At 60.9% G+C, this 20,787-nt stretch carries 15 protein-coding genes; 1 reads left to right on the forward strand and 14 read right to left on the reverse strand.

Going from position 1 to position 20,787, the window contains the following annotated elements; translation table 11 throughout:
• Positions 1-196 precede the first annotated feature (196 nt).
• From MOV74_RS00235 to MOV74_RS00275, 9 genes are all read right to left on the reverse strand, one after another.
• Positions 197-1,510, reverse strand: a complete 1,314-nt coding sequence (locus MOV74_RS00235; protein WP_246916359.1) for an HlyD family type I secretion periplasmic adaptor subunit — start codon at positions 1,508-1,510, stop codon at positions 197-199.
• On the reverse strand, positions 1,507-3,210 hold the full coding sequence (locus MOV74_RS00240) for a type I secretion system permease/ATPase (protein ID WP_404979094.1): 1,704 nt from the start codon (positions 3,208-3,210) through the stop codon (positions 1,507-1,509). Before MOV74_RS00240 ends, MOV74_RS00235 begins: the two co-directional genes overlap by 4 nt.
• A 325-nt stretch (positions 3,211-3,535) precedes the next feature.
• Positions 3,536-6,154 carry an Ig-like domain-containing protein gene (locus MOV74_RS00245; protein ID WP_246916363.1) on the reverse strand — a complete coding sequence of 873 codons (2,619 nt, stop codon included), beginning with the start codon at positions 6,152-6,154 and terminating at the stop codon, positions 3,536-3,538.
• Positions 6,155-6,774: 620 nt separating this feature from the next.
• On the reverse strand, positions 6,775-7,542 hold the full coding sequence (locus MOV74_RS00250) for a methyltransferase domain-containing protein (protein WP_246916365.1): 768 nt from the start codon (positions 7,540-7,542) through the stop codon (positions 6,775-6,777).
• The gene (locus tag MOV74_RS00255) at positions 7,529-8,824 is read right to left on the reverse strand and encodes an O-antigen ligase (RefSeq protein ID WP_246916367.1); all 1,296 of its coding nucleotides are present in this window, start codon (positions 8,822-8,824) and stop codon (positions 7,529-7,531) included. Before MOV74_RS00255 ends, MOV74_RS00250 begins: the two co-directional genes overlap by 14 nt.
• A 79-nt stretch (positions 8,825-8,903) precedes the next feature.
• Complete coding sequence (locus tag MOV74_RS00260; RefSeq protein WP_246916369.1) at positions 8,904-9,863, reverse strand: right-handed parallel beta-helix repeat-containing protein; 960 nt, start codon at positions 9,861-9,863, stop codon at positions 8,904-8,906.
• A complete protein-coding gene (locus MOV74_RS00265; protein ID WP_246916371.1) occupies positions 9,860-10,897 on the reverse strand; it encodes a glycosyltransferase family 2 protein in 1,038 nt (345 codons plus the stop codon). Before MOV74_RS00265 ends, MOV74_RS00260 begins: the two co-directional genes overlap by 4 nt.
• An 84-nt stretch (positions 10,898-10,981) precedes the next feature.
• Complete coding sequence (locus MOV74_RS00270) at positions 10,982-12,166, reverse strand: acyltransferase (protein WP_246916374.1); 1,185 nt, start codon at positions 12,164-12,166, stop codon at positions 10,982-10,984.
• Between the two features lie 68 nt (positions 12,167-12,234).
• Positions 12,235-13,776, reverse strand: a complete 1,542-nt coding sequence (locus tag MOV74_RS00275; RefSeq protein ID WP_246916376.1) for a bifunctional 2-polyprenyl-6-hydroxyphenol methylase/3-demethylubiquinol 3-O-methyltransferase UbiG — start codon at positions 13,774-13,776, stop codon at positions 12,235-12,237.
• 185 nt (positions 13,777-13,961) lie between these two features.
• On the opposite strand from MOV74_RS00275, the gene MOV74_RS00280 reads away from it, so the two are divergent.
• Positions 13,962-15,281 (forward strand): glycosyltransferase family 4 protein, encoded by a 1,320-nt coding sequence (locus MOV74_RS00280; protein WP_246916378.1) that lies wholly within the window; start codon positions 13,962-13,964, stop codon positions 15,279-15,281.
• A 25-nt stretch (positions 15,282-15,306) separates the two neighbouring features.
• On the opposite strand, the gene MOV74_RS00285 is transcribed toward MOV74_RS00280, so the two are convergent.
• The 5 genes from MOV74_RS00285 to MOV74_RS00305 form a co-directional block, all read right to left on the reverse strand.
• The gene (locus MOV74_RS00285) at positions 15,307-16,446 is read right to left on the reverse strand and encodes a DegT/DnrJ/EryC1/StrS aminotransferase family protein (RefSeq protein WP_246916380.1); all 1,140 of its coding nucleotides are present in this window, start codon (positions 16,444-16,446) and stop codon (positions 15,307-15,309) included.
• A complete protein-coding gene (locus MOV74_RS00290) occupies positions 16,443-17,444 on the reverse strand; it encodes an NAD-dependent epimerase/dehydratase family protein (protein ID WP_246916382.1) in 1,002 nt (333 codons plus the stop codon). The genes MOV74_RS00285 and MOV74_RS00290 overlap by 4 nt, the downstream gene beginning before the upstream one ends.
• Entirely contained in the window at positions 17,441-18,619 is a 1,179-nt protein-coding gene (locus MOV74_RS00295) for a DegT/DnrJ/EryC1/StrS aminotransferase family protein (RefSeq protein WP_246916384.1), read from the reverse strand. The genes MOV74_RS00290 and MOV74_RS00295 overlap by 4 nt, the downstream gene beginning before the upstream one ends.
• Before the next feature lie 108 nt (positions 18,620-18,727).
• On the reverse strand, positions 18,728-19,240 hold the full coding sequence (locus MOV74_RS00300) for an acyltransferase (RefSeq protein ID WP_246916386.1): 513 nt from the start codon (positions 19,238-19,240) through the stop codon (positions 18,728-18,730).
• Positions 19,241-19,271: 31 nt separating this feature from the next.
• On the reverse strand, positions 19,272-20,762 hold the full coding sequence (locus MOV74_RS00305; protein ID WP_246916388.1) for an oligosaccharide flippase family protein: 1,491 nt from the start codon (positions 20,760-20,762) through the stop codon (positions 19,272-19,274).
• Positions 20,763-20,787 lie beyond the last annotated feature (25 nt).

Consider the following 20,787-nt stretch of genomic DNA (forward strand, 5'->3'; position numbering starts at 1 on the left):
GGATGGACGTGCTGAGCGGACGGTCACTTGAGCAATCCGCGATCTCGGCACGGCGCGACAGACACTCACCGCGGCCGATCGGTCGATGGGCGCGCAATCTACTGCGGGGCTGGGCGCAGTAACGCTGACGCCCCAGGTGTAGGGGCGCCAGCCTGCTTGCGTTTCGTCAAGCGCTGCTCACGGCTTGCACCGAGACTCACCGCTCCTTGAATGCACGCTCCGCCTGATCGTGCAGTGGCTTGAGCAGATACGACAGCGCAGTCCGACCAGCCGTCTTGATGAAGACCTCGACCGGCATTCCTGGCAGCAGCTTGGCCGAGCCGAGCTTCGCCAGCTCCTCCGGCCTCAGCAGGATGCGACCCGTGTAGTAACTTGTGCCGGCGCGCTGATCCTGCGTGATATCTGCCGAGACCATGCTGACCTCTCCATCGATCTCCGGAGTGGTCTTCTGGTTAAACGCAGCGAAACGCATTGTCGCGGTCTGCCCCACATAGACCTGGTCGATGTCGCGCGGGGCGATCTTGACCTCGACGGCGAGCGAGTCCGCGTCAGGCACGATCAGCATGATTTGCTCGCCGGGTGAGATGACCCCGCCGACCGTGTGGACGCTAAGCTCGTGGACGCGGCCGGTCTGTGGCGCCCTGATATCGATCCGATGCAATTGATCGACCGCCGCAGTCTTGCGCTCGCCCAGCTCGGAGAGCTTTGAGCGCGCTTCGATCAGGTCCTTGCCGACTTCCGTCCGCAGGTCCTGGTCGATCTGAATGATCTGGAGACCGATTTCGGAGATCTTGCCTTTCGATTGCGCAATCATGCCGGCCAACTGGCTGCGCTCGCCTTCGATGCGCGCGGAGTCGCGCTCGAGGGAATTGAGCCGCGTGATCGGCACCAGATTCTTCTGCCAGAGGCTGCGCACGCCCTCCAGCTCCTGGCGGATGAATTCGACTTCCTTCTGCTTGGCCTCGGTCTGCCCCGTATAGCCCTTGATTTCGTTCTCCAGCTGCGCGCTTTTCTCCTGCAACTGCGCTTTCTGCCCGCTCCTTGCCTGACGGCGAAGGTCGAACAGCTTCCGCTCCGCAGTGATTGCGCGGCTAGCTTCGGAGTTACTCTCCTTGGCTCGGTCGAGCAGCACCTTGGGAAACACGAGCTGCTCGGCACCATCGCGCTCGGCCTCGAGACGAGCCTGGCGTGCGAGCAGCTCATCGATGCTGTTCGTGACGATCGTCGCATTGGCGAGCGTCTGAGTCTCGTCGAGACGGATCAAAACGTCGCCTGCATTGACCCGATCACCCTGGCGCACACGCAACTCACCCACGATCCCACCCGTGGCGTGCTGAACCTTCTTGACGCTCGAATCCACCACGACCACGCCCTGGGCGATCACGGCGCCCGACAACTGGCTCGTTGTCGCCCAGCCGCCGACCCCAAATGTCACCAGACCGAACATGATCATACCGACGATCATGTAACGCTGGATAGACTGCATCGCCGGCGCCACCTGTCCGTTCATCGGCTGCCTCCTTGAGCTTCCGCAACCACCTTGAGCGGCACGGGATTTCGCAAGACCTTCTTGAGGACCTCCTCTCTCTTGCCGAAGGACTGAACTCTGCCTTCCCCGAGGCACAAGACATGATCGACGCCTTCAAGCGCCTTCGGACGATGGGCGACCACGACGACGATCCCGCCGCGTCGGCGTACGTTCAGGATCGCCTCGGTCAGCGCCTCCTCGCCCTCGGCGTCGAGATTCGAGGATGGCTCGTCGAGCACGACCAGGAACGGTTTGCCGTAGAAGGCGCGTGCGAGCCCGATGCGCTGCCGCTGCCCCGCCGACAGCGCCAATCCTCCCTCGCCGATCTTCGTGCCGTAGCCGTCCGGAAACGAGAGGATGAGATCGTGCGCGCCCGCGGCATGCGCGGCCTCCAGAACAGCGGCGGCGGTCGCCTGCGGATCGAACCGCGCAATGTTCATTGCAACGCTGCCGTCGAACAATTCCACATCCTGAGGCAGGTACCCGATGTGCTTGCCGAGGGCGTCAGAAGACCAATGATCGAGTGCGGCGTTGTCCAGCCGTATGCGGCCTCGAATGCTCGGCCATACTCCCACCAGCGCGCGTGCCAGCGTCGATTTGCCGGATCCGCTCGGCCCAATGATTCCAACCGCCTGCCCGCGCCGCAGTTGGAACGACACTTCATTGACGGTGGGCCGCTCCGAGTTCGGAGCGCCGATACAGAGATGCTCGACGGTGAGAGCTTCAACAGGAGGAGGCAATGCCAACCGTTCTTCCTCGCTGGGGAGAAGCTTCAGCAAAGCATCGAGCCGTTGTCCCGACTGCCGCGCAGCGACGAACCCTTTCCAGTTCGCAATGGCCAGTTCGACGGGCGCCAAGGCCCGCGCGCTGAGGATCGATCCGGCGATGATGATGCCGGCCGTCGATTCCTGGTTGATGACAAGGACTGCGCCAACGGCAAGAACCAGCGACTGCAGGATTGCCCGGAAGATCTTGGAGGCGCCGCCGAGGCTGTTTGCTACATCGCTGGCCCGCTCATGAGCCGCGAGGTACTTCGCGTTGACATCGCGCCACCGCAACGCCGCCTGTTGCCGCATGCCCATGGCCTGCAGAACCTCCGCATTTCGTCGGCCCTCGAGCGCGAGTGCCGTTCGCGAGACTGCGAGGCGGGAGGACGCCTTCGCCGGCCCCCGCGTCCGGGTTTCTGTGAGCATGGTAATGCCGATCAACACCAACGCGCCGACCAGCGCAGTGACGCCAATCCAGAAGTGAAAGAGGAAGCAGACGCCGAGATAGATCGGCATCCACGGCAGATCGAACAGCGCCGTCGGCCCGCCGCTCGACAGGAAGCTGCGGACCTGATCAAGATCCCGCACCGGCTGCAGGCCGTCGCCATCGGCCCTGGTCTTCAAGGGCAGGCGCACAAGCGCGTCGAATATGCGAACGCCGAGCCTTTCATCGAAATACCGGCCGACTCGCGCGCTGATCCTGCTCCTGACGAAGTCGAGCCCACCCTGAAACAGGTAGAGGACCGCGGCCAGGACCATCAAGGCGATCAGCGTCGGTATGCTGCGCCCAGGCAGCACCCGATCATAGACTTGCAGCATGAAGAAGGAGCCGGTGAGCATGAGGAGATTGCTCATCCCACTGAAGGCCGCGAGAGCCCAGAAAATCCGGCGGCAAGACCGCAGGAAAGCCGACATCTCTGACTGCGGCTCGTCATAGTTCTCCGCCGGTCGGAGGCGAGCGACGAAGACCCGCTGCCGCAGGGCGTCAACCCAGCGCCTTGCCCAGCCGACCAGCCGCGACGTCGGCCGTTCGGCATCGTTCGCCAATTGGTGCCTGGACGACCATAGTCCCGACAAATGCATAAGTGGGATCCGGTAAAGATTCGCAGGCGGGGGGATCACCCCCCGCCGTCCAACGTCAGTCATGACACCTGCCCTTTAATGATGCCTTTGTCGGGGGATCCCCAAGCGATCCCCCGAGGCAGTTGTTGAGTATCAGCTTGTGCGGCTGACCCGTCTCTTACGCGAAGTGGAAGTCGTGGCTGTTCAGCTTGTCGAGTTGCGTGTTCTTCAGCGTGAGGGTGTCGCTCCCCGTCGCGATAACGACGTCGTGGCCTGATTGGGCCGCGTGGGAGAGAACGCTCGCAAAGCTGTCGAACACGCTCTTGCTGAATTCGATCGTGTCGTGAGCAGGTCCACGGGCAGCGAAGTCCTTGATGACGTCCTGGCCGAAGTTCGACGCAAACGAGAACGTATCCGCACCCGCTTTGCCCACCATGACATCGTTGCCGGTGGTGCCGGTCAGCGTGTTGCTGCGGCCCGACCCGACGATCGCCTCGCCCGAGCTGGTTCCGACCACGTGACCTGTGGTGTCGACCTGCTCCGCGGTAAAGGCGTGGGACTTGCCCGACAGGTCGGAGGTCTGGAAGCTCCACTTGCCGTCGGCACCCGTCGTGGCCGAACCGACCGAGGTCGTGCCGTCATACAGCTTGATCTCGCTGTTGGGATCGGCCGTGCCCTTGATCGTCGCGGTGTGATCCAAGTGCGAGCGCACATTGGTAACTTCGACGGTTGAGGCATCCTTGGTGCCGCCATGCGAGCCAATCGGCGGATCGATCGGCTGCGACAAGGCGCTGGTGTTGCCGGCCGCGTCGGTGGCGGTCGCGGTGAAGGTGTGGGACCCGTGCTTGAGATTCGGGGTCGTCACACTCCAGTCGCCGTCACTTGCAACGGTCGTCGAGCCGAGCAGGGTCGTGCCCTCATAGAGCTTGATCGAGCTCCCAGCCTCCGCCGTACCGGATACCGTTGCCCGGTTATGCGTGGTCGGATCGCTCAACAGGACGGGAGCATCGGGGGCAGCGCTATCCACCGTGACATCCAACGCAGTCGATGCCTTGCTGGTGACGCCAGAGACCGTGTCGGTCGCGGTGAAGCTGTGCTTGCCGTCCGGCAGTGCGACGGTCGTGTAGTGCCACGCTCCGTTCGCATCCGCCGTGGCAGTGCCGAGCTGGGTCGTGCCGTCGAGCACTTTGACCGTGCTGTTGGCAGCTGCAGTCCCGCCCAGGGTCACCGTTTTGTCGCTCGTGATGTGATCACCGGCGGTGCCGGTATCGCTGGAGAACGAGGCGATCTTCGGCGCAGCGGGCGGTGTCGGGGTCGATGTGCCCGTACCCGACGTCCCTGTACCGGATGTGCCCGTGCCGGAGGTGCCCGTGCCGGAGGTGCCCGTACCGGACGAACTCGAACCGGACGTGCCCGAACCGGCGGAGCCCGTCGTCGTTCCAGAGCCAATGACCGGATCTACAGCCGTCGACGCAGCGCTGACGTTGCCGGCAGCGTCGGTCGCCTTTGCCGTCAGGACGTGCGAACCGCCCGACAGCGCAGACGTCGTGACGCTCCACGCACCGCTCGAGTTGGTTGTCGCAGTCCCGACCTGATTCGTTCCGTCGAACACCTTGATCGCGCTGTTCGCTTCAGCGGCCCCCGACAGAACGACCTGATTAGCCGAGTTGACGGTGTCGCTCGCGATCGTCGGCGCAGCTGGCGCCTTGGTGTCGACGGTGACAGCCACCGCAGCCGACGCCACGCTGGTCTGGCCCGACGAGTTGGTCGCGGTCGCCGTCAACGTGTGCTTCGCGTCGGTCAAGACCTTGGTGATGTAGTCCCAGGTTCCGGTCGAAGTCGCAGTCGCCGCACCGATCTGTGTCGAGCCGTCATAGACCTTCACGGTGCTGCCAGCCGCGGCGGTACCGTGCAAGGTGATCTGGCTTGCGTTGGTGTTTCCATCTCCCGCCACACCGGTGTCGGGCGACCACGACGCGATGACGGGTGCGCCCGGGGCCGGGGCCGGAGCCGGGGTCGGCGAGGTCGTGGTACCGCTATTTGCCGACGTATTGAGCGCCGATGCCAGCGCCGCGCCGTCGGTGTAGTTGCCCGAGAACACCGAGTTATTCCCCCGGATCAACGCGTCACCGTATTGCGCGCCACCCATGTGATTGTTGGTGAACGACACCCCGGTAATCGACGCAGTGCCCAGGTTGGAGTCAGCGTATACGGTGTAGGCGCCACCGGTGAGCAGGTTATTGGTGACAGTGACATTCGAGACCGGCCCGAAGTCGTTGTCGATCATGACCGCCGAGGTCCACCCCCACTGATTAATGATCGAGTTGCCGCTGATCTGAATGTTGGAAAGGCCTCCGTCGATCTGGATGCCGTCATAGTGAGGCGATCCGCCTGCATGGAGATCGTGGATGTAGTTGCCCTGGATAACGGAGTTGCTCCCCGGAACGATGCCATTCTCCACGTTGAAGATGTTGTTCCCGATGAACGTGCCGCTTCCCATGATGCCCTGATTGCCAGTGCCATCCGGTGCACGGCCGGTGCCATCGATGGTGCAATTCTGGACGACTGCGCCCTTAACTCCGGAATCAATGGTCACTCCAGCCCAACCGCCGGATGTGATCTTGCAATTCTCAAGAGTCACATTGTCCGCCCGGATGTAGACGCTGCCGGTGATGTTGAGTCCGGAAACCACCGCTCCCGCCTGCGTGATGATCACATCTCCCGAAGGAGTGAGGGTTACCCCCGCCGGCACCCCGGTGTTCGTCGCGTCAGGCCATGCGTTCGTTGTCGTTGCCAAAACAGTCTCTCCGTCTTCTCTGCATTATCCCCGTTAATTGACACCAGCGCTTATTGCGAGTTTGCAGCCTCGATTTAATCGAGATCGAGATACGTCAGGTGCCGTGCTTGCGCGGCGTTAATGGTCGTCTGCAGACGGCCTTTTTTTGACAACACCACGGCTCCGCTAAGGTTATTTCGCCGCAAGCGCCGCCAGATTCCTTATTTCGGAAATACAGCGCGGAAATCTACGTTACGGAAATTAAAAGCGATTTCGTTCTAGCGGCGATCAGACGACGGCAAAACATGCGCGCGCCACACTTCACAGAAAAATTCTTTCACGCTCGTCGGTCGCAACGGTCGTAGCGGCTTCAAGGCCGACTCCGCCCAACGTCGGCGCACATTAAATAAACCAATGGATGTATAAACAAGCAATGAATGCGCATTATTAAATGCGACGCGCGGAATGTCTCTGCAGCAATCTGCGGCGCGACAGTCGGCTCGAATTTGCCGTGCTGCTCCGTTAGCCGAGATGCGCGCCTACCGGCGGCGCAAGACACGATGCAGGATGACGTGGTGAATGGGCTTCGGTGACAAAGCGGGGCAGCCTGATTTCGCCGGGCAACGTCAAAGCAGCTTCGTCTAAGTCTTCCGGCACAAAAAGACTTTCTCACCGCGGATGAGCCCATATTGCGCGACTCGCGGCTCGACCGCCGTATATTCGTCGACGACGAAGCCCGTTCGCTCGAGCCGACGCCGGAAATCACGACCGAAGAAGCGGACGTGGTCATGCTGGTTGAAATACAGTATCCGATCTTCTTCTGTTTTTTGCCTCGATCGATCCTCGAACGTTTCCTGCCACCCCTCAATAAGCGGGATCATGGCGATCAGCGTCCCACCTTTGCGCAAGATCCGAAAGAGCTCGGGCATGGCCAGGCGATCGTTCACGTGCTCTAGGATATGGCAGCATATGATCAAATCGAACCTGTCATTTTCGAGGTCTATGTTTTCGATATTGATGTCGAGATCAGCGCCTTTGCCTCCGAACTCGCAGGTGACGTAACTGCGCGGCGTTCTCGCCTTGATATAGTCCGTGAGCCCCTTTTCTGGCGCGAAGTGAAGGATATCCTTCCCCGTAAACAGGCTCTGCTCGGCGTCGCAAAGCGCCAACAAGCGGTGCCGCTCGTGCGATAGGCAATTCGGACAGAGCGAATCGAAGTTGATCCCCAACGCCAGCGGATTTGCGTACGCGAAGAAGCGGCCTCGATATCCACATACTGAACAGGTTCTCTCAAATCGCCCGAACAGGAAACGGATCGTCCGAAGCCCGCTGCGCAATGACCAGACATAAGGTCGCAAACGACCCTTGATGCCCCCAATCGACGATGATGCCACGTCAAAATTGCTCATCTTGCGCTCCCAACATCTGCCATTCCCTGAGCGAAGCACGCACACCGATGCAAACGCCCCAAAACGTCCACATGTAATTCCAGAAATGGACCGTCAAACCCGTGAACAGGAAGACCATGCAGGCGATCGTAAATCCCGTCTGAATCTCGGTTGGACGACGCCCGGGCACAGGCAATACCGCCGAGAGATTCAAAGCGATCAGCAGGATGGTGACCGGTACACCGTAATGAAGGCTCGTGACGAGCCACACGCTGTCGACGGTACGGTCGAGTAGATAATAGCCAAACGTCACGAATCCGGCTCCCGTGAGCGGCGACTGCCAGACCTGCGCCGAGACGGCGTCCCAGATCATGAGGCGATAGAAGCCGGTTTGAGGCTCCAGGGTTGCGTGTGACAGCAGCCAGCTGAGAGGGTTGTTTGTCATAACGGTGATGGCCACCAGGAACGCGCCCGCCCCGGTCCAAAGGAGATGCCATCGCCAAGGGAAGCGACACAGCAACCGGTCGTAGGCGTAGCTCGACATGACCAGGACTATCCCCATGACGGCGGCCGAAGATAGCGACAGCAATCCGCCGAAAAAGCACAGACACGCCCACGACAGCCGCTTGATGGCGCTTGTCGCCGAGAACAGCACGATGGCAGCAGCCAGCGAACAGAACACGCCATAGAGAATAGGATGATCGAATGTCGATATTGCGCGTCGCAGACCTGCTCGTACTCCATCTGCGCCCGACGTGCCGTCGTCCACGAACGCTTCAGGCTGCGGCATGATTGCCGCCATGAACTCGCGGACGATCCAATGCCCTGTCAACACGTCCGCCAACGCAACGCATATCGCAATCGCCGTGAATGCCTTGATCAGACGAATGAACTGCTGGACCACCGACGGCTGCAGAATGAAGGCTCGCGCGATAAAATATGCCCCGACAAAGTCGAGCGCCTCTGCAACAGCGGAAAACGCCGATTGAGGTCCGGCGGCATAACCAGCCGCCGCCACCATGGCGAGCGCAAGCGTCCCCGCGAGCCCGTCCGACAACAAGAGCCGCCGGCCCGACTGCAATAGCCGCGCAACCGCCGGCAACAGCAGGATCATGAGGCTTATCCTGGTCGGCGTCAGCTTTGCCCCGGCGATCAGCACCTGGACGCCCGACGGCAACACGATGCCCATCAGAAGCAGCGGGACGACCAGACTGGACCGTTGGGGAATGGTCGATTGGAATCCGGACGCCGCCGGGCGAATACGCGGCTGCCCCGCGAGGAGAGCACCGCCAGGATAGCTCATGAGGCGATCTCCCCGGAGCGGCCGGACCGGGCCATTGGATCCGACAAGCGTTTCAGTTGGTGCGAAGCACGCCGGCGCTTCATCTGATGGCCTCCTGCGTCGCGACGCTGCCGAAGTTCAGATTGCGGACCAGTCGCCAGCCGTCAGTCGCGTTCCGAAGATAGATGGGCTGGTTTTTCCGAAACAGGGTGGGCCCATACTGTCCGGAACCGATGTGGTTGCCGGTGATCGACACGCCCGAGATCGGATTATCGTTGAACTTCGCGTCCGAATAGATCGTGTAACTGCCGCCAGCGAGAAGATTGCCTTCGATGACGATGTTGGAGACCGGGCCAAACTCGTTGTCGATCATGATGGCGCCGGCCGCGCCGTGAGAATTGATGATCGTGTTGTGCCGGATGACCGTGTCCGAGATGCCGCCATCGATCTGGACGCCATCGTAGTGAGGCGCCCCACCGGCGTTGAGATCGTGAATAAAGTTGTCTTCGATCAGATTGCCCTTGCCGGTCAGCACGATACCGTTTTCGACGTTGGAGATGTTGTTGCGCTGGAACGTGCCCTGTCCCATGATGCCCTGGTTGCCATTTCCATCGGGGCCGGCACCCTGGCCGTCGATCGTGCAATCCCTGACGACGACACCCGTCCGATGCGGATCAATCCTGATAACCGCCCAGACGCTACCCGAGATGCGGGACATCTCGATAGTTACGTTGTCGGCGTTGACGACGACGCCGCCCTGAATGTCCAATCCCGAAATCGTCGTGCCGGCCACGGCAATCGCAAGCGGTCCGGATGGCTTCAGCGCGAGATCACGAGGCGGCCCCGTGTTGCTTGCGTCGGGCCATTGGGAGGCGAACGCCGGCTTGGACGGGCTGTTCGGTTCCGCTGCCACAGCCGCCGGAATTTGGAGCGCTGCGGCCGCAGCCGCGACACGGACGGCGTCGAGCACAATTCCGCCCCAGCGGTGCTTGCGGCCAAGCGCAAGGCTGCCGGCTCTTCGCCATCTCCGCGCGCGTTCCGCGACGCCATCTGATCTCATCGCTCTTCTCGCTGGAAACAGCCCGACGCCTCAGCCGGCCCGATCCTCTGCGCCTCGTAACCGCCGACCCACTCTCGCCGGCGCTTCCAGACGGCTTCCCAGTACGCCGCATTCTTTTGCCATTCGACGTTCCGCGCCAGGGCGGCTGCCATGCCGTAACCGCACCAGCGTGTGAGCGGCACGATCAGGTGCAGCACCTGCCCGATCGTTCGCGCCGGCCAGCCAAAATGCCGGTTGATCAAGGTGACCCTTCCCTTGAACACCTTCACCCTCTTGTCGACGGGCACGACGTCCGATGCCCCGCCATAGTGGACGATGGTGGCCTCAGGCGTGACCGCGGGCCGCGCACCGAGCGATCGTGCGCGATGGCAAAGGTCGGCCTCCTCCCCGTACATGAAGAACGTCGGGTCGAACCCGCCGAGCCTCTCCCACAGCAGCTGGTCGATCAGCAGAAAACAACCCGTAACGATGTCGACGTGCCGCGCGGTATCTCGGTCCCATCCGCCATAGGCCTCGGAATTGAAAATCGGATTGCGACGACCGAAATAGGTGAGCCCCAGGGCGAAACACGACAAATTCCACAAACTGATTTTTCGGAAGCACGAGGTGCGATTGAGGCTGCCGTCCGGAAAGACGGTGCGTCCGCCCCAGACGTGAAAGGACGGATTTGCGTCGGCGAATTCCAGGAGACGATCGATCGCGCAATCGAGTATGATGGTGTCTGGATTGAGCAGGAGCAATCGGCGGCCGTGCGCCCGTTTTGCGGCCAGATTGTTGGCGGCCGCAAAGCCGATATTGTTGTCTAGCGCAATCAGACGGACGTTGGGGAATTGACGGGCAATTTCGGCAGCTGACTGGTCGGAGGAGTTGTTGTCGACGACGATGACCTCATATCTCGTCCCGATTGTCTCCGCGGCGATCGATGCCAGACAGTCGAGCGTCATCTCGCGAGTATTGTAGCTCACGACAATGATGGAGAGATCCAGCTGCCGATCCGGGTCCGGACGTTTGTCATCATGGTAGGCGTTCCTCATACCAGCTCTGCTCCTTTCGACGAAACTGCCGCCCCGCTCGTGGCGCTATCACCCTCGAACCTCAGCTCCGGTGTTGGTGTCGTGTCATTCCGCTGCGCCGGCCTCGATTGTCCCTGTCAGATTTTTGCTCGGCTCATGACAGCGCGCGGCAGCCTCACTCTGGACGCCTCGCCCGCTGCCTAGGCGCGGAATGTGCAACGACACCCAACGCGAAACCCACGCCTTTTGCTTGAGCGCCGGCGCTTCGACAAATCGCCAGGAGGCATATGCAAGAACGAGAGTTACCGATCCCGCCAGCAAGGCCAGCGGCCAACCGGTCGTGAGATCGAACAGCGTCAGGAACGCCAGGATGACCGGCGAATGGATCAGGTATACGCCATAGGACAGATCGTGCTTGAGCGGCACTCGACTGGCGACCTCGGAGAGCCCGAGGTAAACCACGACGTAGGGTACACACAGCGGCAGCGCTACCGCCCCCACCCCGCCCGCAAGACCGATCAGCGCGCCCCCTACGGCGACGGTGGCCCCGATTCCGGAGAACGGGATACTTTCACGGTAGAGGTAGAGGGTCGTGCCCGCGATGAAGTAGACGAAGAGACCGATGAAATCCAAAAGCCGCTGCGGACAGGCCGCATGCAGCGATGGCAAGAGCGCCAGCCCAACATAGGCGAGGTAGACCAGTGCGAAACTGATGATCGTCAGCGTACGTCGGCGGAGAAAGCCCGCCACGCTCATCGCCGCCAGCACCGCATAGGACCAGACTTCGATATTGAGCGTCCATAGCGGTCCATTGACCTGTACTTCGTGTCCGTGCCGCACCACGCCCGGCAGGTAGTGCGACATCAGCGTGACGGCGTTCTTCAGATACAGGTAGAGCTGGGCGCTGCCGAAATAGTCGGCTAGCGAATATGTCGTCAGGGCCGGACCCAACACAAACATCGACGCGATGACCACGACGAACAGTGCGGGCAGGATACGCAACGCTCTATTTACGCCGAACCGGACGAGATCGCCGGACCGAGCCAAGCCGGGTGCCAGCAGGAAACCGCTGACGCAGAAGAAAATAACGACTGCAAACAGGCCGAACTGGATGAACCCGCCGCTGAACCGATAGAGGATGTCGTTGACTCCCCACCAGGCATGGTGAGCGACCACCATGAGTGCGGCCACAAGCCGGATCTGATCAAAACCGGGGCCTCTGGCCGAAAGGACGGAAAGCCGATCGCCGATCGTCGTCGCCCCGGTTGAAATCATCGATTTCTCACGCAAATGATCTTTCTGACAGCTCACGATTATATAATATTAAATTCTAAAGGCAATTAAATACGGCGCCCATATTAACAGGAACGGACCTCGACGGCCGGGCCATCTGATTCATATGAGGCCAATTCGGCTATCCTGTCATCGCGTGGTTTTCCTCCGGAGACGGTCACGATAATCGAGGCCGAAAGCCCGAGCGAAAGAAGCCTCGGCGCGCGCTCGCTCAACCGGGAGGTCATGCCAAACAGTCCGTCGCCATGGTCCGCCGGAACCCCGAACATCGCTTCGATTCGCAGGCCTGACTCGACGCACCAACTCGCCAGCTTGCGCGCCGAAGCGAAATGAACGCCCGCAGCCTCGTAGCCGCTGGAGCGCCTGGACTGGAGACTCGCCCTGAGATACGACCGAACACCCCTGGGGGACATCGTGTTGGGCATCTGGATCACTGCTATCGACCGCTCGTGCATGAACGATCGCAGCCTTAGAAGCAGCTTTCGCGGATCCGGAGCGAGGTGCAACAGGTTGAGACATAGAACGCAGTCGTAGGTGTCGCGATTGGGGCCGATACTGTCCAGATCGGCGTAGATCATCTCGATCCCGTCCCCGGCGGGGCCGGCTGCAATCACCGGATCGAGCGGAATCGCCGTGACGTGCAGACCTCGCGCCTGCAGCCGCTTCTCGGTCTTGCCGGAACCACAACCGATCGAAAGCACGCTGCGCGCCGATGCCGGCACGAGCGCGATCGTTGCCGCGGATTCAGGTTCGTAATAGTCCTTGGAAAAACCCGCGCGGCGAAGACGCGTCTCCGTTGGAAGCAACGAGTAGGGCGAGCAGCGGCCAGCCGCGATTTGCAGCAGAATCGCCTTTTGCCTGCCGAGTTCTTCTTCCCCGATCCCCATCCGGCCGACGTACCGGTTGGTGAGGTGATGCACGGTGAAGTCCTCCAGGTGCGAGATTGGCACCAGCTTCCTCAAACCACATTGGGTGTATGGATCCGTCGCGGCCGTACAGGCCAGATCATACTTGCCCTGGTGCGGAGCCACATCGAAGCGGCCCGAATGCAGGGCCTTGGCTAGCTGCTCCCGGGTAAGGACGAAACAGGCGGCGTGCTCGTTGGTGAAATGCGCCAGAATATAGTCGCCGCGCCGCCTGACCGATGAGGGATCCCAGTGAAAGTGCGCGTGAATATCAGGATAGTTGCGCTCGCCGTCTTCGCCGAATTCGACCCGCAGAAACCCAGCAACTTCGTCAGGAGATAGAAACGACGTTACCTCCAGCCAGGCGCGGATGTTCCTCTCGGTGATCAGAATGTCGTCTTCCGAGTAGATGAACAGATCGTATTGGTCACGACGTTGCGCGAACAGATTCTTGTGCGCGAACGGCAGGGACCACGGGTTCCTGGCGGGCAGGCCAACAATACATTCCACCCCGGTTGTCGCGCGCTTGTCGATATTCGACAACACGACGATATCAATAACGAGGGACATCGCCCCGTATTCCCGTATGACCCGCTCGAGATACCGGTCATTCGAGGTTCCATGGCTTGCAATCGCGACCAGTACGCGAGGCAGGCGACGGCGGTCTTGGTGCGTCACATGCCGGGCAGCATGCTCGTTCATCGCATCGGGATCCCAGAGAGGGTCATTATGCGGGCCTCGCGTTTAAATACGCCATAGAGTATATATCCAGATATGGATTAGTCGATATTTATTATTATTTAAATTTGGATTATATCGCGATATGGTTCCGAGCAGATGTCGGGTTGTTCTCGGCATTTGGCGCGACACCCGGAGAATCCCATCGCATGAAGGTGCTGGTCTATCCCCATTCCATGGAACTGGGAGGGTCGCAGCTCAACGCAGTCCAGCTCGCCGAGGCGGTTCGAGACCTCGGTCATGAGGTCATCGTGGCGGCAGAGACTGGCCCTCTTCTGGACAGAGTAAGGGAAACCGGCCTCAGGCACATTGAAATTCCCCGGCATCGGGCCCGGCCCTCGCCTCGCGTCAGCCAGATGCTCCGAAGCATCGTTGACGAAGGAGCGATTGACGTGGTGCACGGTCATGAATGGCCCCCCATTGTCGAAGCTTTTCTGAGCGTTGGGCTATCGACCAGGGCTGCCGTGGTGGGAACGGTCATGTCGATGTCGGTCCCCAGGTTCCTGCCGCGCCGCGTTCCTCTGACCGTTGGCACGGAGATGATCCGTCGCGCCGCGATCGCTGCAGGACATCAGGATGTTACCTTGCTCGAGCCGCCAGTCGATACGAAGTCCGACCATCCCCTCGTCGACGGCGCGAACTTTCGCGCGGCGCAGAATATTGGTCCGGACGAGGTCGTCATTGCGATGGTCTGTCGGCTTGTGCCGAACCTTAAACTGGAGGGTCTGCTATCCGCGTGCGATGCCGTCGGCGGAATAGCGCTCGACGGTCCGCCAGTGCGGCTGCTGATCATTGGTGATGGACCGGCGCGACCGAGTGTCGAAGCGCGGGCGGCCAGGACCAACTCGCTCGTCGGCCGGAACGCCGTCATATTGGTAGGCGAGATGTCCGATCCGCGCCCTGGCTATGCTGCCGCGGACGTCATCATTGGCCAGGGCGGTTCGGCGCTGCGCGGGATGGCCTTTGGCAAGCCGCTAGTAGTGATAGGCGAGGACGGGTTCAGTGAGCTGTTGACGCCCGAGAGCGCGCCGACCTTCTTGCAACAGGGCTGGTATGGTTTGGGCAAGGGCTCGCGTGGCGCGGGTGCCGGTGCACTTCGGTCGGCTCTCGAGGCCATTCTCGCCTCTGCGCGCCTCCGTCAGGAGCTTGGCGGATTCGGCCGGCGACTGGTGGAGCATCGCTTCAGCCTCGCGCACGCGGCGAAAACGATAGAGCAAACCTATCTGCATGCCCTGCGCAGCAAGCCCTCAGCCAGCCAGCGATTGGCAGATGCCGGACGATGCGCGGCCAGCCTTGCCAACTATAAGGTGCAGAGGAAATACCAGCGCTGGATGGGTTTGGCTTCCGCCGAAGACGACAACGATCGGGCGCGAATCTCCGCGGTGCTGTCCGCAAAGGCGAACGCCCCTCGATCAGACAGAGTCGCGCCAGATCCGGCTCAAAAGATATCCCGACAAACCGATTCTTGACTCGCCACGGATCGGCACAAGCGGCTCAGCGGGCCAGTTCACGCTTCACCGCATCCACGATACGGTCCTGGTCCGCGCCGTCCAGCTGCGCATAGAGTGGAAGCAGGATCGCGTGATCCTGAGCGAGCTCGGATTGTCGCAGATCGTGTCGCGCCACCGTGCCGGCATAGGGCGGCTCGCGATGCGAGCACATGATGCCCCTGCGCGTAGCGATGCCATGGTCGAGCAGCGATTGCATCGTGACCCGCTGATCCAATCGATCGGGCAAGCGCACGCAGTAGCTCTGCCAGTTCGATCGTGCCCACGCCGGCTCGAACGGCAACCGCAACCCCTCAATATTACCGAGCAGCTCAGCATAACGGGATGCCAACGCGCGCCGCCGCGCAATCAGGTGCGGGAGCCGCTCGAGCTGTTTGCGCCCGATCGCGGCCTGCATATCCGTCATTCGATAATTGTAGCCGACGAGGACGTACTCCTCGAAAATGACACGCTGCGACCCGTGACGCACGATGTCAGGAACGCTCATCCCGTGTTGCCGTAACAGCCTGAACTTTCGGTCGAGCTCGGCATCGGAGGTGGTGAGCATTCCCCCCTCACCTGTCGTGATTACCTTTCGCGGATGAAAGGAAAAGCAAGCAATGTCTCCATGCGGCTTGCCGATCGCCTCCCATTGCCCATTCATGCAGATCTGCGATCCCGCGGCACAGGCCGCGTCCTCGATCACGGCGATCCCGTGGCGACGCGCCACAGCCATGAGCGCGGCCATGTCGCACGGCATGCCCATCTGATGGACCGCGATGATCGCGCGCGTGCGCTCGGTGATGGCTTCGGCCAGCCGGGCGCAATCCAAATTGTATGTCTCGGGCTCGATATCGACGAAAATCGGAGTGGCGCCCTGATATCGGATCACGTTCGCCGTTGCGATGAAGGAATGGCTGACCGTGATCACCTCGTCGCCCCTGCCAATACCCAGCGCGGCCAAGGCGAGCTGCAGGGCGGTCGTGCAATTCGCGACCGCGCAGGCATGCGGGGCGCCGACAAGCGCGGCGAACTCGTCCTCGAACGCAGCCACCTGTGGACCTTGCGATACCCAGCCCGACAGCACCACGGCGCGCGCAGCGTCGGCTTCTTCATCCGCAAGCAGCGGAGCTGCGATCGGGATCACGATGTCGCCACCTGCCGCTGACGATCCGAAGCGAGTTCGCGTTCTGATCGCCACCACTTCACGAGGTCGGCTAGCCCCTGCTCGAGCGAAACCGTGGTGCGGAACCCCAGCAGACGCTCGGCCTTGCCTGTCGATGCCAGCCGTCGAGGCACCGGATTGACCGAGCGTTCAGGTGCAAATTCAGGTGTCAGGCCGCGCCGTCCCATCACCGACGCAAGCGCCGTAGCCAGTTGCGTCAGGCTGGTCTCAGTACCGCTTCCGACGTTGAAAACTTCATCAGTGACCTTTGCCCTGGCCGCAAGGATGTTGGCGCGCGCGATGTCGCGGACGTGAACGAAATCCATGGTTTGACGGCCGTCACCAAAGATTACGGGAGGCAATCCAGCCTCCAGCCGCTCCATCCAGCGGATCAAGACTTCGGTGTACCGTCCGTGTATGTCCATCCGGCTGCCGTAGACGTTGAAATAACGGAATGCCACGTAATCGAGGCCGCATACGTCGTTGAAGGCCCGCAGAAGCCCTTCGTTGAAGGCCTTGGCGGCTCCATAGAGGGTCCGGTTGTTGTACGGATTCTGCCGCTCGGTTGTCGGAAACTCCTCGGCCATGCCATATACGGACGCCGAGGACGCCGCGATGATCTTCTCGATATCGTGCTTGATGCACAGCTCCAGGAGGTCGTAGGTGGCGTCCACCATGACCTCCTTGGCCAGGCGTGGCTCCGCCGCGCAATGAGTGATGCGAAGTGCGGCCTGGTGAAACACGATGTCGGCAGCCTTCACCAAGGCTTCCATGAGCTTGCGATCGCGTATGTCGCCGTGAACCAGTCTCACCGGTCCACGACCAAGCGCGCGCCGGAGATTTTCCGGCCGGCCTCTGACCATGTTGTCGAGGGCAACGATCTCGATGCAACCCTCATCGCAGAGCAGATCGACGATGTGGGAGCCGATGAATCCTGCCCCACCAGTGACCAGAACGCGCTTACCCTTGAGCTCAATCAAGACGCCCTCCTGTTGCAGGACCTTGTTGTGAAGCTTTGTGATTGCCGCGATTGGTTGCTGACGGCTTCGCTGGGTCGCAATGCTCCGGCGCTCCTCAACGTGGAGACAGCTTCGGCCGCCCGGTCCGGCAGCAGCTCCGGATAAATGGGAAGGGAGAGAAAGTCGTTCGCAAGCATCTCGGTTACCGGCAGATCACCGGCCTGATAACCGAGTTCAGCATAGGCCTTCTGCAGGTGTACCGGAATGGGATAGTGAATCCCTGCACCGATGCCGGCGTCCCGCAATAATGTGAGCGCGTCGTCGCGCCGCTGCAATCTGATCGAATAGACATGATACACGTGGCGGGAGTGCGAGGGCGGCCGCGGTCGCGCGAATGGGAGCTCAGAAAGCAGTTCGTTGTATCGTTCTGCGAGCGCTCGGCGGGCCTCGGTCCAGCGCTCGATGTAGTCCAACTTGACATTCAGTATCGCGCTCTGGATCTCGTCCATGCGATAATTGTATCCGGGAATGACGTGGTCGTATTTCGCCTCCTGCCCCCAGTCCCGCAGCAGCGACACGCGGCGCGCGAATTCAGGCCGATCGGTCACGACGGCTCCGCCCTCGCCGAATGCTCCCAGATTCTTGCCCGGGTAAAAGCTGAAGCACCCCAGATCCCCGATCGAGCCTGCGCGGCATCCCCGGTATTCTGCGCCGTGCGCCTGCGCAGCGTCCTCAATGACGACCAGACCGTGACGTCGCGCAATCGACATGATGGGATCCATGTCGGCCATCAATCCATGGAGGTGAACCGGCAGGATGGCTCTGGTTCGAGGTGTTATCGCAGCCTCGATCAGGCCAGGATCCATCGTCCACGTGACCGGGTCAACGTCGACAAAAACAGGTTTGGCCCCGCTGTAGAGAATGGCGGCGGTTGTCGCCACGAAGGTCATGGACACCGTGATGACTTCATCACCGGGTCCGATGCCCGCTGCCAATAGCGCAAGGTGAAGCGCAGAGGTCCCACTATTCACTGCCAGGCAATGAGCAGTCCGGCAATATTCCGCAAATCGTTCCTCGAAGGCTGCGACCTCCGGCCCTTGCACAAAATGCCCGCTGCTGACGACTCTTGCCACCGCGGCGTCGATTTCCGGCTTGATTTGGCAGTATTGGGCTTTCAGATCCAGGAAAGGTATCAAGATTCAAAACCTTGGATTGGGCTGACGACAATTAAACAATTAACTCGCATTATAATATTAATTCAAGCATAATTTTCAGAATATAAACAAATATTAAATAAATCTGGCCTACGAGACCTCGCTGATGAAGGCACGATCGACGGCTGCCTCGCTTCCGGCTGCGGACATGGTCCGAGCGGGTACGCCCGCCACGGTGGCACCCGGGGCAACGTCCTTTGTCACGACCGAGCCCGCGCCAACGGACGCACCCGCGCCGATCGTGACACCGCATAGAATTGTGGCGTTGGAACCGATGGAAGCCCCCTTGCCGACGTGAGTGCGCTGCAATGTCCAGTCCGAAGCTTGTTGAGGACGACCATCCGCCGTTGCCGCCTTCGGATGTTTGTCGTTCGTGAACATCACGCCATGACCGATAAATACTTCGTCCTCGATCGTGACGCCTTCGCAGATGAAACTGTGCGAAGAAATTTTGCACCGCGCGCCTATCCTCGCTCCCGCCTGGATTTCGACGAAGGTTCCGATCCTGCTCTCGTCGCCGACGGTGCAGCCGTACAGATTGACCAGTTCCGGGTGAAGGATACGGACATCGCGACCAAGTTCTACGTCTCGTGTGATAGGCATATTCCGCACTCCGAATGATGTCGTAGAAACGCTATGACGCCGTCCGCGAAGGCCACAGCCCGGGCGCCCTTCTCGCCAAGCCGGCTGCGGCGTAGTGAAACTGCTGCAAGAGCGGGTGTCCGGTGACCATCAGTCCCAGCCACCAACAGAGCCCAGCAACGAAGGAGGCCGACGCCAAACCTGCAACTGAGGTAAGATCTCCGGCCTCCGTGAGCGCCGTACAAATAGATACACCGGCAATCACAAGAGCCGTTACAGCTCCGCTTCTCCATAAGGTGCGTACGAATTCGGCGGGCCGAAGGCCGAGTTGTCGCCCCAGAAAATAAAATGCAACCGCTGCTTGAAATGGCAATGTGACAAGAGCGGATGCCGCAACGGCGTGCACGCCCAGAAACGATGCGCCGAAGATGACCAGAAGTGATGGTGGCAGCGAAATCAACGACGAGATCAGCGCATCCTGCACCCTTCCGCCTGCAACAAAGACCGGATAGGTCAGGCAGGCCGCGAAAAGCGCTAGGTTGCCGATACAGAGCAGTTGCACGAGCGGGACGACCTCCAGCCACGTCGGACCGAGCCAGAGCAGAATGATTGGCCGGGCCATGATGGCCATAAAGATCAAGAACGGCCACTGCACGGCCGAGAGAGACTGAATGGCCTCGAGATAAACAGCCTTGAGATCGCCGCCTGCTTTGCTTCGCCCAACAATTGCCGGCATGACGACCGGACTGATGACCTGCGTGACCAGCTTGTCGAATATCTGCGTCGAGGCGGTTGCACGGCTGTAGAGACCGACGGCGGTGAAGTCGAGCACTCTGGCCAGGAACAGCTGCGGCGCCAGGCCGTAAAACACATTCACGACGCTCACCGCGCCCGAGTAGAGGCCGAAACCGACGATCTCCCGGCAATCGACCAAGGATGGCCGCATCGCTTTAAAATCTCTCCGCCATATCAGCAGCATCACGGCCAGCACCGCGTTGCCGGCCACCCCTCCCCAGAGCGGGGCCATGTAGCTGAAGTGCGCCATTGCGAGAGCGACCGAAACGATAGCGATCGTTGTACCCGCTGCGAGGTTACAGATTGCGAGCACGCCAAACTGCATCTCACGACGGAACAATGCGGCTATGGTTCCAGAGAACGGCAGCAAGACAAGATTTAGTGCGGAAATCTCGATTCCTCGGCCCAGGCCGTCCAGCCCGAAGAGACGCGCGATCGGCTGCGCAAACACGAACAGCAGGAAAGCCGTGGCCGCCGAGATCGTGAGGGTAATCGTGAACGTGGTCTGCACGCTCGCGCGCGACAGTTCTCGCTTCTGGATCAGATAGCTTGCGCCTGCAAATTCCTGAAAGCAGGCCGCAATGATGGACGTGACGGCGTTCACGACAGCATAGATGCCAAACTCCTCAGGAGACAACAAACGGGCAAGCACGGCGGTTGCGACGAAGACCAGCAGCAGGCCGACGTAACGATCGAGCGCTGAGAACAGAATGGAGCGCTGTACCGGCCTCATTGTATCGTCTGCCATGTCGGTCAGGCTAGCTGGGCCGCCG

Origin of the sequence: Bradyrhizobium sp. SHOUNA76, assembly GCF_023006445.1 — a bacterium.
Lineage (GTDB): Bacteria > Pseudomonadota > Alphaproteobacteria > Rhizobiales > Xanthobacteraceae > Bradyrhizobium.